Source organism: Streptomyces sp. HUAS MS02 (genome assembly GCF_055702265.1).
This window is the reverse complement of sequence record NZ_CM146747.1, coordinates 2130021-2145074: the sequence shown is the minus strand read 5'-3', so window position 1 is coordinate 2145074 and position 15054 is coordinate 2130021. Positions and strand designations below refer to the sequence as shown.

The 15054-nt window shown below is 72.5% G+C and carries 14 protein-coding genes; 7 read left to right on the top strand and 7 right to left on the bottom strand.

The genetic code is table 11. From position 1 onward, the window contains the following. The first annotated feature begins 79 nt into the window (after positions 1-79). Entirely contained in the window at positions 80-1384 is a 1305-nt protein-coding gene (locus ACZ9QC_RS09180; RefSeq protein ID WP_472919707.1) for a hypothetical protein, read from the top strand. Between the two features lie 100 nt (positions 1385-1484). Here ACZ9QC_RS09180 and ACZ9QC_RS09175 read toward each other — a convergent pair whose 3' ends face one another. Next, a complete protein-coding gene (locus ACZ9QC_RS09175; protein ID WP_472919706.1) occupies positions 1485-1727 on the bottom strand; it encodes a GNAT family N-acetyltransferase in 243 nt (80 codons plus the stop codon). A gap of 292 nt (positions 1728-2019) precedes the next feature. Here ACZ9QC_RS09175 and ACZ9QC_RS09170 point away from each other — a divergent pair, with 292 nt between their 5' ends. From ACZ9QC_RS09170 to ACZ9QC_RS09155, 4 genes are all read left to right on the top strand, one after another. Beyond that, a complete protein-coding gene (locus ACZ9QC_RS09170; RefSeq protein WP_472919705.1) occupies positions 2020-3282 on the top strand; it encodes an MFS transporter in 1263 nt (420 codons plus the stop codon). A 54-nt stretch (positions 3283-3336) separates the two neighbouring features. Beyond that, complete coding sequence (locus ACZ9QC_RS09165; protein ID WP_472919704.1) at positions 3337-5115, top strand: glycoside hydrolase family 35 protein; 1779 nt, start codon at positions 3337-3339, stop codon at positions 5113-5115. Further along, entirely contained in the window at positions 5115-7529 is a 2415-nt protein-coding gene (locus tag ACZ9QC_RS09160) for a beta-galactosidase (RefSeq protein WP_472919703.1), read from the top strand. The genes ACZ9QC_RS09165 and ACZ9QC_RS09160 overlap by 1 nt, the downstream gene beginning before the upstream one ends. Before the next feature lie 354 nt (positions 7530-7883). Beyond that, positions 7884-8969: a LacI family DNA-binding transcriptional regulator gene (locus ACZ9QC_RS09155; protein WP_472919702.1), complete on the top strand. Its 1086-nt coding sequence runs from the start codon at positions 7884-7886 to the stop codon at positions 8967-8969. Between the two features lie 207 nt (positions 8970-9176). Here ACZ9QC_RS09155 and ACZ9QC_RS09150 read toward each other — a convergent pair whose 3' ends face one another. The 3 genes from ACZ9QC_RS09150 to ACZ9QC_RS09140 all read right to left on the bottom strand — a co-directional run bounded on the left by ACZ9QC_RS09150 (position 9177) and on the right by ACZ9QC_RS09140 (position 11277). Beyond that, complete coding sequence (locus ACZ9QC_RS09150) at positions 9177-9992, bottom strand: SAM-dependent methyltransferase (protein WP_472919701.1); 816 nt, start codon at positions 9990-9992, stop codon at positions 9177-9179. Between the two features lie 135 nt (positions 9993-10127). Beyond that, a complete protein-coding gene (locus ACZ9QC_RS09145; protein WP_045559951.1) occupies positions 10128-10340 on the bottom strand; it encodes a DUF397 domain-containing protein in 213 nt (70 codons plus the stop codon). Positions 10341-10401: 61 nt separating this feature from the next. Then, a complete protein-coding gene (locus tag ACZ9QC_RS09140) occupies positions 10402-11277 on the bottom strand; it encodes a helix-turn-helix domain-containing protein (protein ID WP_472919700.1) in 876 nt (291 codons plus the stop codon). 476 nt (positions 11278-11753) lie between these two features. Here ACZ9QC_RS09140 and ACZ9QC_RS09135 point away from each other — a divergent pair, with 476 nt between their 5' ends. Next, the gene (locus ACZ9QC_RS09135; protein WP_472919699.1) at positions 11754-12212 is read left to right on the top strand and encodes an ATP-binding protein; all 459 of its coding nucleotides are present in this window, start codon (positions 11754-11756) and stop codon (positions 12210-12212) included. A 210-nt stretch (positions 12213-12422) separates the two neighbouring features. Further along, the gene (locus ACZ9QC_RS09130) at positions 12423-13334 is read left to right on the top strand and encodes an adenosine kinase (protein WP_472919698.1); all 912 of its coding nucleotides are present in this window, start codon (positions 12423-12425) and stop codon (positions 13332-13334) included. A 16-nt stretch (positions 13335-13350) separates the two neighbouring features. On the opposite strand, the gene ACZ9QC_RS09125 is transcribed toward ACZ9QC_RS09130, so the two are convergent. The 3 genes from ACZ9QC_RS09125 to ACZ9QC_RS09115 all read right to left on the bottom strand — a co-directional run bounded on the left by ACZ9QC_RS09125 (position 13351) and on the right by ACZ9QC_RS09115 (position 14806). Next, positions 13351-13953 carry a GTP-binding protein gene (locus tag ACZ9QC_RS09125; RefSeq protein ID WP_472919697.1) on the bottom strand — a complete coding sequence of 201 codons (603 nt, stop codon included), beginning with the start codon at positions 13951-13953 and terminating at the stop codon, positions 13351-13353. A gap of 44 nt (positions 13954-13997) precedes the next feature. Beyond that, on the bottom strand, positions 13998-14426 hold the full coding sequence (locus tag ACZ9QC_RS09120) for a roadblock/LC7 domain-containing protein (RefSeq protein WP_033529372.1): 429 nt from the start codon (positions 14424-14426) through the stop codon (positions 13998-14000). Between the two features lie 74 nt (positions 14427-14500). Next, positions 14501-14806, bottom strand: coding sequence for a hypothetical protein (locus ACZ9QC_RS09115; RefSeq protein ID WP_472919696.1), 306 nt, complete (start codon positions 14804-14806; stop codon positions 14501-14503). Positions 14807-15054 lie beyond the last annotated feature (248 nt).

The window sequence follows — 15054 nt, the reverse complement described above, 5'->3', positions numbered from 1 at the left end:
TCGACGAGTTCGACGAGAAGGACGCGACGGACGGTGACCGCGCGGCAGGCGGGCCGAACCCCCCACAGGAGAAGCCGAGATGGGACGCAGAGCCGCAGCCCCCACGACCATGACCACGCCCACAGCCCCCACACCCGCCGACGCCCTCGGCGACGCCGTACGTCCGACCCCCCGCCACACCCGCACCCGATCCCGCACCCACACCCGATCCCGCGCCCTCCTCACCGCCGCCTGTGCGACCGCCCTGCTCACCGGTGCCGCCGCGCTGACCGGGCCCACGAGTCCGGCTCCGGAACTGGACGCGGCCCCGGTCGCCGAGGCGCGCGTGGCGGCGGCGTGCGGCGAGGGCTCGTACCAGGCCGAGGCCGTGCTCAGCGGCAGTACCTGGACCGCCCGGCGCGGCAGCACGGTCACGTACACCGGAACCGACATGCGCGCGGCGATGCAGGCCGCCGTCAACAGCCTCACCTCCGGGCGCACTTCGAAGGAACGGGTCGTCGTGCGCGGCTCCGGGTCCATCGGGGCGGGCTCCCGGGTCTCGCTGCCGAGCTACACCGTGCTCGACGTGTGCGGCACGATCAACGTCACCGGCACGGGCTCGGGCGACCAGGCGCCGGTCCACTCCCGGGGCACCCGTGACATCGAGGTCCAGCACCTCAACCTCACCGGCACGCCGCTGTACGGGATCTTCCTGCGCAACGTCCAGAACGTCGTCCTCGGCCAGCTCGACATGCGCCTCTCGCGCGGCCTCGGCGTACGGATCGACAACCGTGGCGACACCAGCCAGTGGACGCGCAACGTCAGGATCGACAACGTGTACGTGTCGGGCGCGAGCAGCCACGCGGTCGAGACGTACGGCGTCGACGGGCTCACCGTCGGGACGGTGACCGCCCGGAACGTGGGCGAGTCGGGGCTGCTCCTCAACCAGACGATCAACGCCACGGTCACCAAGGTCGACGCGGACGGCGCGGGCGCCGGCACCGGGTACGCGGCGTTCCGTATGGCCAACCGCAACGGCCGGGTGGGCAGCGCGTATCCGACCAACATCCGGGTCGGCGAGGTGATCGCGCGCGGCGGCGGACGCGGTGTCTTCTGTGTCTCCGAGAGCGGTGGCGCGGTCATCGACCGGATCAACCTCACCAACACCGGCAACAACGCGATCCTGATCGAGAACTGCTACAACGTGAATTTGGCAGCCCAGAGCGGCACGGTCTCCGGCGGGGGCGAGATCCGGCTCGCTGCACGGTCGGAGTTCGCCAACAACCGTGACATCACCGTGCAGAACCTGACGGTCACCAACTCGTCCATCAGGGAGAGCCCCTGCGGCGAGAACACCACCTTCCGCAACAACCGCCTGGTCAACAGCGCCCAGACCATCTGCTGACCGGCTCCCTCCCGCAGGGCGCGCCCGGCACCCGCCCCCGGGCGCGCCCGCCCCGCCCCTCCGCTCCGGGTCGACGGGAGCGGGCGGGACGAGGGCGCGATCAGGGTGCCGCCGCGTAACAGCGAACGGCCACCGTCCGGTCCGGGCCACACCGTTGCTCGACCGTGGCCGGCAGGCGCCGGCCGAGCCGTTCGTACAGGGCCGCCGCCGCGGTGTCGGACGCCACCACGTCGAGCACCGGGTGCAGTCCGCGCTCCCGTGCCTCGGAAGCCGCCCGGGTGAGGAGCGTCGCCCCGATTCCCCGGCCACGGGCCGACGGGGCGACGAAGAGGCGGCTGATCACGGCGATCCGGTCGGTTGCCGTCCCTTCTCCCCGACTGCCTTCTCGCTCTTCACCGCGGCATGGAAGCACGTGGCCGACTCCGGCGACCACCCGCTTTCCCTCGGGCCCCGGCGGAACGCGCGCGCCCCCACCGGCGTCCCCTGGGCTCCGCCCGCCTCGCCCCCCACCAGCGCCCCACAGGCCCCGCCCGACGCGCCCGCACCGCTCGGTCATCCAGGCTCGCGGGCAATCTTGACGTCGGTGATGTTACCGGTAACACTGCGAGGGCCCACACGGAGAGGCGGAGTCCCGCGTGCCCGACACACCGACCGCGCAAGAGGTGAAGCACATCCGACCGGCCCTGGAGACGAGGGTGTTCAGCCCTGCCGCCGTGGTCGCTTCCTGTGTCGGCTTCGTCCTCATCGGCGCGCTGCAGGCGCTGTACGGCCCCGCCATCCCCGCCTTCCGTGACGCCCATGACCTGTCGCCGTCGGCCGCCGGGCTGGGGCTGAGCGCCCACTTCATCGGCGGTGTCGTCGGCGTGCTGCTCTTCGACCGGCTCTTCGGCCGCATGGGCAACCGGCGGATCCTGGGTGCCTCCTACCTGCTGATGGCCCTCGGCGCGGCGGGCTTCGCGCTCGCCCCGAACTGGCCCGCCGGACTGGTGGCCGCCCTGCTCGCCGGTCTCGGGTTCGGCGGCATCGACTACGGCCTCAACCAGCTCTTCGCCGTCGGCTTCGGCCACCGCTCGACCGCGATGCTGAACATCCTCAACGCCCACTTCGGCGTCGGCGCGATCCTCGGCCCCGCCCTGATCGCCGCCGTCGGCGCCGAGCACTACCCGGCGCTCTTCCTCGCCTTCGCCGCCGCCAACCTGCCCCTCCTGCTCTGCCTGCGGGGCGTACGCGACCAGGTGCCCCCGCCGGTCTCCGCCGCACCCGCCACGACCATCGCACCGGACGCGGCCCGCGCTCCCGGCGCGGGGGCGGACGCGACGGCGGGCGGCTCGGTGCTCGGCCGCAGCCTGGGCTCGGTGCTCGCGGTGTTCGTCACCCTCTACGTCCTGCACGTCGGCATCGAGGCGGGCGTCGGCGGCTGGGAACCCACCCACCTGGAGACGGTCGGATACGGCGCCGGGGCCGCCGCGACCGCCACCGCCGTGTACTGGCTGATGATGACGGTCGGCCGTTTCCTGGTCGCCCCCATCGCCCTGCGCCACTCCCCCCAGACGATCATCACCGTCTCCTGCGCCGGTATGACGATCTGCCTGCTGCTGGCCTCGGTGCCCTCACTCGCCCCCTACGCCTACGCCGGCGTCGGCCTGTTCATCGCGCCGATCTTCCCCACCGGCCTGCCCTGGCTGAACGCGGCCGCACCGCGCGCCCGCCGGGCCGGAGCACTCGTCATCGCCGCCTCCATGGTCGGCGGAGTGGCGGCGGGCCCGGCACTCGGCAAGGCCATCGAGTGGTCCGGCGTCCGCGCGGTCCCCCTGCTGCTCGGCGCGGTCTCGGCCGTGTGCCTGGCGGCCACCCTCTGGCTCATCCGGGCCACCCGCTCCGGCTCCGGTTCGCCGTAGCCCCAGTCGCTTCCCACCACCCTCCCCGCACGTCCCAGCCGAAGGGAAACAGCCTTGCGCTCGCCCGCTCTGACCACGTCGTCCGACGGTTTCCTCCTCGACGGTGAACCGTTCCGGATCATCTCCGGCGCGATGCACTACTTCCGCATCCACCCCGACCTGTGGGCCGACCGGCTGCGCAAGGCCCGGCTGATGGGCCTCAACACCGTGGAGACGTACGTCCCCTGGAACCTCCACCAGCCCGACCCCGACAGCGACCTCGTCCTGGACGGCCTGCTGGACCTGCCCCGCTATCTGCGGCTCGCCCGCGAGGAGGGCCTGCACGTCCTGCTGCGCCCCGGCCCGTACATCTGCGCCGAGTGGGACGGCGGCGGTCTGCCCTCGTGGCTCACCTCGGACACCGACATCCGGCTGCGCTCCAGCGACCCCCGCTTCACCGACGCCCTCGACCGCTACCTCGACATCCTGCTGCCCCCGCTGCTGCCGTACATGGCCGCGAACGGCGGCCCGGTCATCGCCGTCCAGGTCGAGAACGAGTACGGGGCGTACGGCGACGACACCGCCTACCTCAAGCACGTGCACCAGGCGCTGCGGTCGCGCGGGGTCGAGGAACTGCTGTTCACGTGTGACCAGGCGGGCTCCGCCCACCACCTGGCCGCCGGGAGCCTGCCCGGCGTCCTGTCCACCGCCACCTTCGGCGGCAGGATCGACGAGAACCTGACGGCGCTGCGGGCCCACATGCCCGAAGGGCCGCTGATGTGCTCGGAGTTCTGGATCGGCTGGTTCGACCACTGGGGCGAGGAGCACCACGTGCGGGACGCGGAGAGCGCCGCCGCCGACCTCGACAAACTGCTGGCCGCCGGGGCCTCCGTCAACATCTACATGTTCCACGGCGGCACCAACTTCGGCTTCACCAACGGCGCCAACCACGACCAGTGCTACGCCCCGATCGTCACCTCCTACGACTACGACGCCGCCCTCACCGAGTCCGGCGACCCGGGCCCCAAGTACCACGCCTTCCGCGAGGTGATCGCCCGCCACGCCCCGGTCCCGGACGAGCCGGTCCCGGCACCCGCGCCCAGACTCTCCGGCATCACCGTGGAGCTGGACCGCCGGGCACCCCTGCTGCCGTACGCGACCACGCTCGCGGGCGCCGCCGTGGGACGCAGCGAACACCCGCTCACCATGGAGGAGTTCGGCCAGCGCTCCGGTTACGCCCTGTACCGCACCACCCTTCCCGAGGCGGGCGACGGCCTGCTGCACTTCAGCGGCGGGGTCGGCGACCGTGCCCAGGTCTTCGTGGACGGCGCCCCCGTCGGCGTACTGGAACGCGAACGCCACGACGAGACGCTGCCGCTGCGCGTGCCGCGCCCCGGTGCCACGCTCGACGTGCTGGTCGAGAACATGGGCGGCGTCAACTACGGCCCCCGCATCGGCGCCGCCAAGGGACTCCTCGGCCCGGTCACCTTCAACGGCACCGCCCTGCTCGGCTGGGACACCCACCGCCTCCCGCTGGCCGACCTGTCCACGGTCCCCTTCGCGGCCGCCGACGCGACCCCGGTCACCGTCCCCGCCTTCCACCACGGCACCTTCGACGTCGGCACCCCCGCCGACACCTTCCTGTCGCTGCCCGGCTGGACCAAGGGCCAGGCCTGGATCAACGGCTTCCACCTCGGCCGCTACTGGAACCGGGGCCCCCAGCGCACCCTGTACGTCCCCGGCCCCGTCCTGCGCCCCGGCGCCAACGACCTGGTCCTGCTGGAGCTCAACGCCACGACCAGTACGCGCGCGGAGTTCACGGACACGCCCGACCTGGGGCCGGTGAAGCCCTGATGACGCGGCCGCACCGCGTGCGCCTCCGAGGGACCGGCGCCCCGTCGAGGCGGGGCCACCTGCCCTTCGCCGACGCGCCCGGCGTGCCCGACCCCATCGAGGTCGGCAGCCGGCTGCTCACGCGGGGCGGCCGCCCCTGGTTCCCCGTCTCCGGCGAGTTCCACTACTCCCGCTACCCGGCGGGGGAGTGGGAGGAGGAACTGCTGAAGATGAAGGCGGGCGGGGTGACGGTCGTCGCCGCGTACGTCATCTGGATCCACCACGAGGAGCGCGAGGGCCGCGTCCGGTTCGACGGCGACCGCGACCTGCGCCGCTTCGCCGAACTCTGCGCCCGCCACGGCCTGGACTTCGTGCCCCGCATCGGCCCCTGGGTGCACGCCGAGGTACGCAACGGAGGCCTGCCCGACTGGGTGCTGGCCCGCACGGACGCCCCGCGCACCGACGACCCGGCCTACCTCGCCCCCGTCCGCACCTGGTACACGGCCGTCGCCGAGCAGCTCCGGGGCCTGGGCCGGGCCGACGGCGGCCCGATCGTCGCCATCCAGATCGAGAACGAGCTGTACGACCAGCCGGACCATCTGCTCACCCTGAAACGTATGGCCCAGGAGGCCGGTCTGGCGGCACCCCTGTGGACGTCGACCGCCTGGGGCGGGGTGCGGCTGCCGCCGGACGAACTCGTCCCCCTCTACGGCGGCTACCCCGAGGCCTTCTGGACCGAGGCGGACGGCGGCTGGCCCGACTCCTGCCGCAAGCACTTCTTCTTCACCCACCAGCGGGACGACGAGGGCATCGGCGCGGACCTGCGCCCGACGGCGGTGCGGGGCGGCGACCCGGAGGCGTCGGCGGACCGATTCCCCTGGGCCACCTGCGAGTTGGGCGGCGGCATGGCGGTGGCGTACCACCGTCGTCCGCGTGTCGAGGCCGCCGACGTCGGCGCCCTCGGCCTCACCAAGATCGGCTGCGGCTCGGTCTGGCAGGGCTACTACATGTTCCACGGCGGCACCAACCCGCCGGGCGACCTCACCCCCCTCCAGGAATCCCACGCCACCGGCTATCCCAACGACCTCCCCCGCCTCAGCTACGACTTCCAGGCCCCCCTCGGCGAGTACGGCCAGTACCGCCCCTCCTACGACGAACTCCGCCTCCAGCACCTGATGCTGGCCGACTTCGGCGAACTGATCGCCCCGATGGAGTCCGTCCTGCCCGAGTCGCTCCCCGTGGGCCAGGACGACCGGGAGACACTGCGCTGGGCGGTCCGCGCCGACGACCGCTCCGGCTTCCTCTTCGTCAACAACCACCAGCCGCACGAGCCGCTGCCGGACCGCCCGGACACGTCCTTCGAGGTGGAGTTCCCCGGGGGCGGCGGGATGCTGTCGCTGCCGAGCGCACCCGTCACCGTTCCCCAAGGGGCCTATTTCTGCTGGCCGTTGCGGCTGGACGTGGCCGGGCTGCGGCTCGACTGGGCCACCGCGCAACCCGTCTGCACCGTCGACGACGGCCGCGGCCGTACGATCCTGGTCCTGGCCGCGACCGACGGCATCGCCCCCGAACTCGCCCTGGACCTGCGCACCGTGACGACCGTGTCCGCGCCGTCGGGCGCCGAGGTCACGACCGCGGGCGACCGGGCCCTGGTGACGGCGCTGCGCCCCGGCACGGACGCCCTGGTGGAGATCGACACGGCCGACGGCCGCCGGGTCGGCCTGCTGGTCCTGGACGCGGCGACGGCCCGCACCGCCTACCGGGGGCCCGCCTGGGGTGCCGAGCGGCTGGTCCTGTCGGCCGACGGCGGTGTGGTCTTCGACGCCCACGCGGACGAGGTACGCCTCCACTCCGCGGCCCGGGAGCCGTCGTTCGCCGTCCTGCCCGCACCGGAGCGGGCTCCGGTGGTGACCGGGGCGACGGTGAAGGAGGCGGCGGACGGGGTGTTCGTCCGCTACACGCTGGTGGCGGTGGCGGCGGAGGAGGAGGACGGGCGACGCGGAACCGGCGGGACGGATGGCACGCTGCCGGTCACGCTGGTCCGCGCTCCCGGTGAGGCACCTCCGGTCACGACGGGGGTGCTGGGGCGGGCGAGTGTGCCGGCCGACGCGTACTTCGACACGGTGGCCGCCGAGTACGAGATCGTCCTGCCGGACGATCCGCCGCCCGGCGCCCTCCTTCGTCTGCACTGGACCGGTGATGTGGCGCGGGCGTACGTGGGGGAGCGTCTTGTCGCCGACCAGTTCTTCTCCGGGCGGGTCTGGGAGATCGGGCTCGGTCGGGTGGGTGCGGAGGTGCTGCGGGTGCGGGTGTTGCCGCTGGGGGAGGGGGCGCCGGTGTATGTGCCGGGCCGGGTGGGTGGTTCGCTGGTTCCGGCGGAGGTGGTGGGGGCGGAATGCGCCACGCCGCGAACCTGGCCCCTCGGCCCGGGCTGACCCCCGGGATTCCCTCGCCCCCGCCGCCCCTACCCGTCCCATCCCCAGGGGCTGCGCCCCTATGACCCCCATCTGCGGGTCCGGTGGGGGCTGGTCGCGCAGTTCCCCGCGCCCCTGGAAAAGCGGGGCTGCGCCCCGGCTTCTCCAGGCCCGCAGGGCCTGGAGTTCTTAGGGGCGCGGGGAACTGCGCGAGAAGCCCCACCGGGCGGACGTCTGGGGGTCGAAGGGGCGCAGCCCCTGGGGATGGGACGGGTAGGGGCGGCGGGGGCGGGAATCCTCGGACCTATCCTGTGGCCCCGGGACGGACCACCACCACACACCACACCACCCCCCCGTCGAAAAGGAAGCAGCCGCATGCCACGAGGCACCACGGACGGCGACGCGGCCGAAACCCCCGGCGGAGCCCGCCGCAGCCGGCGCAACTTCGCCGGCACCCGCCCGGTGATGGACGACGTCGCCCGTCTCGCCGGTGTCTCCAAACAGACCGTCTCCCGCGTCCTCAACGACAACCCGGCGGTGCGGGCGGAGACCCGCGAGGCCGTGCTGGAGGCCATGCGGACGCTCGGCTACCGCCCCAGCCGCAGTGCCCGCTCCCTGGCCAGCGGCCGCACCCGGATGCTCGGCGTGATCTCCTTCGACGCGGCCCGCTTCGGCCCCGCCTCCACCCTGACCGCGATCAACACGGCGGCCCAGACGGCGGGGTACCTCGTCAGTTCCATCGCCCTCGACACGGCCGACCGGGACACCGTCGTGCAGGCGGTGGACCGGCTGTCGGCCGAGGGCGCGGACGGGATCATCGTCATCGCCCCCCAGCGGCCCGTCGCCACCGCGCTCGCGCGGGCCCGCCCGGACACCCCGCTGGTGATGCTGGACAACGGCCTCGGCGACGGCACCCCCGTGGTCTCCTCGGACTTCACAGCGGGCGCCCGGCTGGCGACCAGGCATCTGCTGGACCTCGGCCACCGCACCGTCTGGCACATCGCGGGCCCCACCGGCTGGACGTCCGCCGACCGGCGCGCCGCGAGCTGGCGCGAGACCCTGCGGAACGCCGGCGCACCCGTCCACGAGCCCCTGGTCGGGGACTGGAGCGCCGACTCCGGCTACGCGCTGGGCCGGAGCCTCGCGGCCCGCCCGGACGTCACGGCCGTGTTCGTCTCCAACGACCAGATGGCGCTGGGTCTGCTGCGCGCCCTGCACGAGGCGGGACGCCGGGTGCCGGACGACGTGAGCGTGGTCGGCTACGACGACATCCCGGAGGCGGCGCACCTGCTGCCACCGCTGACGACGATCCGTACGGACTTCTCCGAGATCGGCAGGCGGGCGCTGCGGTTGCTGCTGGCGCAGTTGGACGATCCGGAGGACGTGGGGGAGGGGCTGGAGAGGGAGCCGGTCATCCCGGTCGAGCTGATCGTTCGTGAGAGCACGGGGAAGGCGGGGTAGGTTCCGGGCGCCTACCGGGTTGCCCTGGTGGGTATCTCGGGCGGCCGCGAGTCCGGTGGGGGATGGTCGCGCAGTTCCCCTCGCCCCTGACGGGCCGCGACCGTGACGGGCCGCGCCGGACGGGTCGCGCGCTGGACGGGCCGCGCCGGACGGGTCGCGCCCCCGGCCCGGCGTCGGGAGCAGGGCCAGGGGCACGCCGCCCTTACCTCACGGCTTTCTCGCGATCGCGCCGTACATCGCGATGTCCTCGTCGCGGATGTTCTGCTCGCCCGTGCCGTCCGGGTGCCACTTGTGGACCTGGACGATGCCCGGCTCGACGAGTTCCAGGCCCTCGAAGAACTCGTGGGCCTCGTCGATGGTGCGCAGCCGCATCGGCATGTCGCGGGCCGCGTACTCGCGGGCGACCCGGCCCACCTCCTCGGGGGCGAACTCGGCGGTGCCGATGGTCATCGCCAGGTAGCTGCCCGAGGGGAGGGGTTCGAGGAGCCGGCGGACGATGCCGACCGCGTCGTCCTCGTCCAGCACGAAGTGGACGATCGCGATCACGGTGAGCGCGACCGGCTCGTTCAGGTCGAGGGTCTCCAGGAACTCGGGCGAACCGAGGACGGTCTCCGGGTCCTGGAAGTCCGCCTCGATGTACGCGGTCCTGCCCTCGGGGGTGCTGGCCAGTAACCCCTGGGACAGGGTGAGGACGATCGGGTCGTTGTCCACGTAGACGACCCGGGACTCCGGGGCCACCGACTGGGCTATCTCGTGGAGGTTGGGGGAGGTGGGGATGCCGGTTCCGATGTCGAGGAACTGGCGCATGCCCGCCTTCTCGGCGAGCCAGCGCACCGCGCGGTTCATCCAGTCGCGGTTGGCGCGCATGTGGACCGGCAGCGCCGGCCACTCGTGCGCCATCGCGTCACCGGCCTCCTTGTCGGCCGGGTAGTAGTCCTTGCCGCCGAGGATGTAGTCGTAGATACGCGCGGAGTGCGCGTGCTGGGTGTCGATCCGGTCGGCCGGCCATCCGTTGTCGGGCAACGCCGTCCCTCCCATCAAGTCGTTCTGTCCAGGTGCACGATCGGGCAGGCCCGGGGGTTCGGCAAGTGCCGGAACTCCCGGATCCATAAACAGGTGGTGCGTCAACGAGTCCTGAAAGCAAGCAGGTTGAGCGGTTCAGAGCAGGAAGTCGGCCTCGCCCGCCTTCACGCCGGCCAGGAAGGTGGTCATCTCGCGGGGGGTGAAGAGCAGCGCGGGGCCGTCCGGGTCGGTCGACTGGCGTACGGCGACCCGGCCGTCGGCGAGCTTCTTCACCTCGACGCAGGCGCCGCCCGCGTCGTCGCTCCACGGCCGGTGCCAGTCCTGGGCGCCGAGGTCGCGGGCGGGCATGCCGTTGCGGACGTCGTTGTGTACTCCGGGGGTCGTTGCCTGGGATATGCGGTGGTGCACGTCAGAGCTCCTTGCGTAGCGCGCCGAGGAGGGCCTCGGTCTTGCGGGCGGGCGCCGACTGGGCGCCCAGCCGGTCCATGGCCTCGCGGTAGACGACGACGTCGTCCCCCTTGTCGAGATACACCGCGCCCACCAGACCGCTGAGGTAGACGATGTCGGGCAGCTCGGGAGCCCTGAACCGGAAGAGATGGAACGCACCGGCCCGCATCGCCGGGTGCGGGCCGTGGTGGAACGGCATGAGCTGGACCGTGACATGCGGCAGCCGGTTCAGTTCGATCAGATGGTCGATCTGGGCGCGCATCACGTCCGGTCCGCCGACCGGCCATCTGAGCACCGTCTCGTCCATCACCACCCACAGCCGCGGCGGTTGTGCTCGGGTGAGCAGCTCCTGTCGGCGCATCCGCAGCGCCACCCGCCGTTCGGTGTCCTCCGCCGCGGCGTGCGGATTGCCGGCGCCGAGCAGGGCACGGGCGTACTCCTCGGTCTGGAGCAGGCCGTGCACGAACTGTGCCTCGTACGCGCGGATCTGGAGCGCGGCCTGCTCCAGGCTGAGGTAGGCGGCGAACCAGTCGGGCAGGACGTCGCGGTAGGTGTGCCACCAGCCGCGTTTGTTGGCCTCGCGGACCGACTTCAGGAAGGTCTCGATCTCCTGCTGGTCCCGTACCCCGTAGACCTGGAGCAGCTTTTCGACATCCGGCAGGCGTAACCGGGCGACCTTCGCGGACTCCAGCCGGCGGATCGTGGAATGGCTGACACCGATCGCCTCACCCGCCTGCTCGAAGGTCAAGCCGGCGCGCGTGCGCAGCTCCTCCAGCTGTCTGCCGAGGATCATGCGCAGGACGGAGGGGGCGCCGCCCCAGTCCGTTTCCGCGGTCACGCCACCACCCCTCACACCGTGTCACAGAGGTCATGTCGAACTCGATTACGCGTCCTGCGCGCTTTCGTTCAAAGAATGCGCGTTGTTGTGCGAGTCGCTTCGAGAGCGCAGTCTGACACGATCTTGGCTCGATCGGTGGCAGGACGTGGCCCACAAGTTGCAAATTTCAACTTGCTGGTTGCGGGGTGTTGTTCGCGGATGCCACAGTGGACGTACCGTCACGGCCTTGGTGAACACTCGGGCCGCGCGGCCAGGTTGGGGGAGATGTGGCCGCAACTCAGCGCTGTTCGACGCGAGTTGCCACAGCTCGTGCCGAGTGGCGGGACGGCCGTGGCACCGGCGCCCCACCGGTGTGAAGGGCCAACGAAAGGCATACGGCGATGGCTCCGCCCACCCTCCCCCAGTCCCCGGACCGGTTAGCCCCGACCATGTACCCACCCCTTGGCACAGACGTGTACGAACCCCACCGCGCGGGTGTGTTCGGACTGCCCGCGGTGCCCGCCTCGGCGGGCGAGGCGCGCAGAACCGTGCGTGAGCTGCTCGACGAGTGGGAGGTGCGTCCGGAGACCCGTGAGGACGCGCTCCTGATCACCTCCGAGCTGGTCACCAACGCGTTGACACACACGGACAGCGAGTGGATCGTGTGCCGGCTGCACTTCACCGGTCGCCGGCTGCGGATCGAGGTGGAGGACCAGAACAGCGGTCACGCACAGCCTGCCCGGTGTCGTCCGGGCCCCGACGACCAGAATGGGCGTGGACTCATGCTGGTCTGCACGCTCAGCAGCGACTGGGGGGTGCGTGACACCCCACAACGGACCGGTCGTGTCGTCTGGGCGGAACTGCCGTCGGAGGGCCGGGAAACCGCCGAGCCCGCCCCTCCGACGGCCTCGCACGAGAGCGGAGGGTTTCCGTTGGCCGACCCGTCCTGGACGTAGACGCTCCGCTGGGAGAGCCGGATACGGCGCCCGGAGCCCCGCCGTGCCGCCCGGGCTCGCTGCCCGGCGTCCAACCGAGGTGTGCTGTGTCGGCGTTCGGCTGCGGCGGTGCCGTGGCTGGTCGGGCAGTTCCCCGCGCCCTCTTCCGGGGCGCGGGGGTCCGCCGGACGTACGCTGCCTTCGAGTCAGGCCGTCACCGCTGGAGGCGCCGTGCGCAGTGAGTCCGAGATCGATGTCCTCGTGCTGGGCGGGGCGGGCGTGGACACCATCGTCTACGTGCCCGAGCTGCCGCTCCCGTTCGCCGACAGCCATCTGGTGCCGGCCATCGAGACCCGGGCCGGACAGACCGGCGACTTCATGGCGGTGGCCACGCACGCGCTCGGGCTGCGCACGCACCACTTCGACCTGCTCGGCGACGACCCCGAAGGCGACCTGGTGCGAGCGCTCCACCGCGACCGGGGCATTCCGTTCACCGAGGCGCCCCTGCCCGGCGGCACCCGGCGCGCGGTGAACCTGGTCGGCCCGGACGGACGCCGCTGCTCGCTCTACGACGGCAGCCGCAGCCAGGAGGTGGACGAGCTGCCCCCGGACACGGTCCGCGCACTGGCCGGGGCCAGCCACCACGTCCACGTCTCCATCAGCCGGCCGTGCGCGGCCTCGCTGCCGGTCCTGCGCGAGCTGGGGGTCCCCGTCTCGACCGATCTGCACGACTGGGACGGCGTCAATCCGTACCACGAGCCGTTCGCCCTCGCCGCCGACCTCGTCTTCCTGTCGGCGGCCGCGCTCCCCGACCCGGAGAAGACCATGCGCCGCGTCAGCGAGCGGGGCCGGGCCCGGACCGTCGTCGCCACGGACGGGGCGCGGGGCGCGTACCACCTCGTCGACGGCGAGCTGAGCCATGTTCCGCCGGTGGCCCCGCCGACCCCGGTCGTGGACTCCAACGGGGCGGGCGACGCCTTCGCGGCGGGCTACCTCTTCGGCCGGCTCACCGGCGAACCACCGAGTCGGTGCGCCCTCTTCGGCGCGATCGCGGGCGCGTACGCCTGCACCGTCCCCTCGACCCGCACCGACGCGATCCGGCGGTCCGAACTCCTGGCCAGGGCGGCCGAGTCGACCGCCTGACCCGCCGTGCGGGGGATCAGCCCGGGCGGAGCCCCGCCGCCACCAGGCGGGCCTCCATCCTGCGGCGGGCCGCGCCGAGCACCGCGAGCAGGAGTTCCTTGCTGGAGTGGCGCTGCCGTACGTCGCAGAGGAGGACCGGGACGTCGGGCGACAGGTCGAGCGCCTGGCGGACCTGTTCGACGTCCACCTCACGCTTCCCGTCGAAGCAGTTGACGCCGACCGCGAAGGGGATGTCGCGGGACTCGAAGAAGTCGACCGCGGGGAAACAGGCGTCGAGCTTACGGGTGTCGGCGAGGACGACGGCCCCGAGGGCACCGCTGCACAGGTCGTCCCACATGAACCAGAAACGGTCCTGTCCCGGCGTGCCGAAGAGATACAGCACCAGCTCGGGGGAGAACGTGATCCGGCCGAAGTCCAGTGCGACGGTGGTCGAGACCTTCTTCTCGACCCCCCTCATGTCGTCCACGCGTCTGCCCGCCGCGGTGATGTGCTCCTCGGTCGCCAGCGGGGTCACCTCGCTCACCGAGCCGACCATCGTGGTCTTGCCGACGCCGAAACCGCCCGCGATGAGGATCTTCAGGGCGGTGGGTACGACCGGCCCGGAGCTGACGGACACCATCCATCACCCTTTCGACGAGTTCCAGGCCCGGCCGCTCGCGCGGCTCACGCGTCCTGCACGTAACCGGAGGGGGTCTCCGAACGGGGCGCCGCGCTCAGGTACTTGCCGACCTGCTTGACCAAGGTGCCCATCTCGAAGGCCATCATGCCGACGTCCACCTCCTCCGAGGCGATCGCGGCGAGCCGCGCACCCCGCCCGGCGGCGGTGACGAAGAGGAACGCCCGCTCCATCTGGATGACGGTCTGCTGGACCTCGCCGCCCTGGAAGTGACGGGCCACGCCCCTGGCCAGACTGTGCATGCCCGAGCCGACGGCCGACAGGTGCTCCGCGTCGTCGAACCGGATGTCCTTCGACTTGCCGATGAGAAGGCCGTCCCCGGAGAGCACGATGGCACAGTGGATCTCGGGTATGCGTTCCACGAGTCCGTCCAGCAGCCAGTCCAGTTGGGGACCGGGTCGTTCCTGCTCAGTCATGTCGTGCCTGTTCCTCACGGTCGGTCGGCGCCAGGGGCGGCGCCGGGTCGTCGGGGCGCCGGGGGCAGCGCCCGTCAGGCGGCGTCGGGACCTGGTCGGGGTGCCGGTCGGCCGTCGGTGCTGTGGCTGCCGTCGGCGCCGTGGTCGTCGCGCGGTTCGGTGAGCCGGGCCCGCGCCGAGCCCCGCTGGATCGCCACCATGACGCGGGCCAGGTCCTCGGGGCTGAGCGTGTCCTCGGCGTCGTCGCCGTCGGCCGCGGAGGGGGCCTCGGGCGCGTTCTCGCGGGGCCGTGGCGCGGACGGGGCGTTCCGGGCCCGCCGGGGCAGGCCCTGCGGGAGCGGCGCGGCGCCGGTACCGCCGCGGGGCGTGTCACCGCTCATCGGGGCCGCCGGCTCGCAGCGCGTGTGGTGCCGGTGGGGGTCCCACCGCGCGACTCGGTGCGAGCGCGGGGGAGGGTGCCTGGCATCTGATTCCTCGTACGACAGTGAACGTCCGACGGCGGTGGGGGTGTGCCCGCGAGCCGCCCGGCATCCCCTGTGCCCGGCTTGACACGCCGTCGGCGGAAGTCGGCGGGCGACGGAACGGTATCAGGACCCGGGGCCCGTCGTCAGCACTTGTCCGGTCCCGG

Bases quoted from the DNA above. Each gene is read 5' to 3' on its own strand.
- ACZ9QC_RS09125 (WP_472919697.1), bottom strand. From the start codon at position 13,953: ATGGTGTCCGTCAGCTCCGGGCCGGTCGTACCCACCGCCCTGAAGATC.
- ACZ9QC_RS09160 (WP_472919703.1), top strand. From the start codon at position 5,115: ATGACGCGGCCGCACCGCGTGCGCCTCCGAGGGACCGGCGCCCCGTCG.
- ACZ9QC_RS09145 (WP_045559951.1), bottom strand. From the start codon at position 10,340: ATGCCCGCCCGCGACCTCGGCGCCCAGGACTGGCACCGGCCGTGGAGC.
- ACZ9QC_RS09120 (WP_033529372.1), bottom strand. From the start codon at position 14,426: ATGACTGAGCAGGAACGACCCGGTCCCCAACTGGACTGGCTGCTGGAC.
- ACZ9QC_RS09155 (WP_472919702.1), top strand. From the start codon at position 7,884: ATGCCACGAGGCACCACGGACGGCGACGCGGCCGAAACCCCCGGCGGA.
- ACZ9QC_RS09180 (WP_472919707.1), top strand. From the start codon at position 80: ATGGGACGCAGAGCCGCAGCCCCCACGACCATGACCACGCCCACAGCC.
- ACZ9QC_RS09115 (WP_472919696.1), bottom strand. From the start codon at position 14,806: ATGAGCGGTGACACGCCCCGCGGCGGTACCGGCGCCGCGCCGCTCCCG.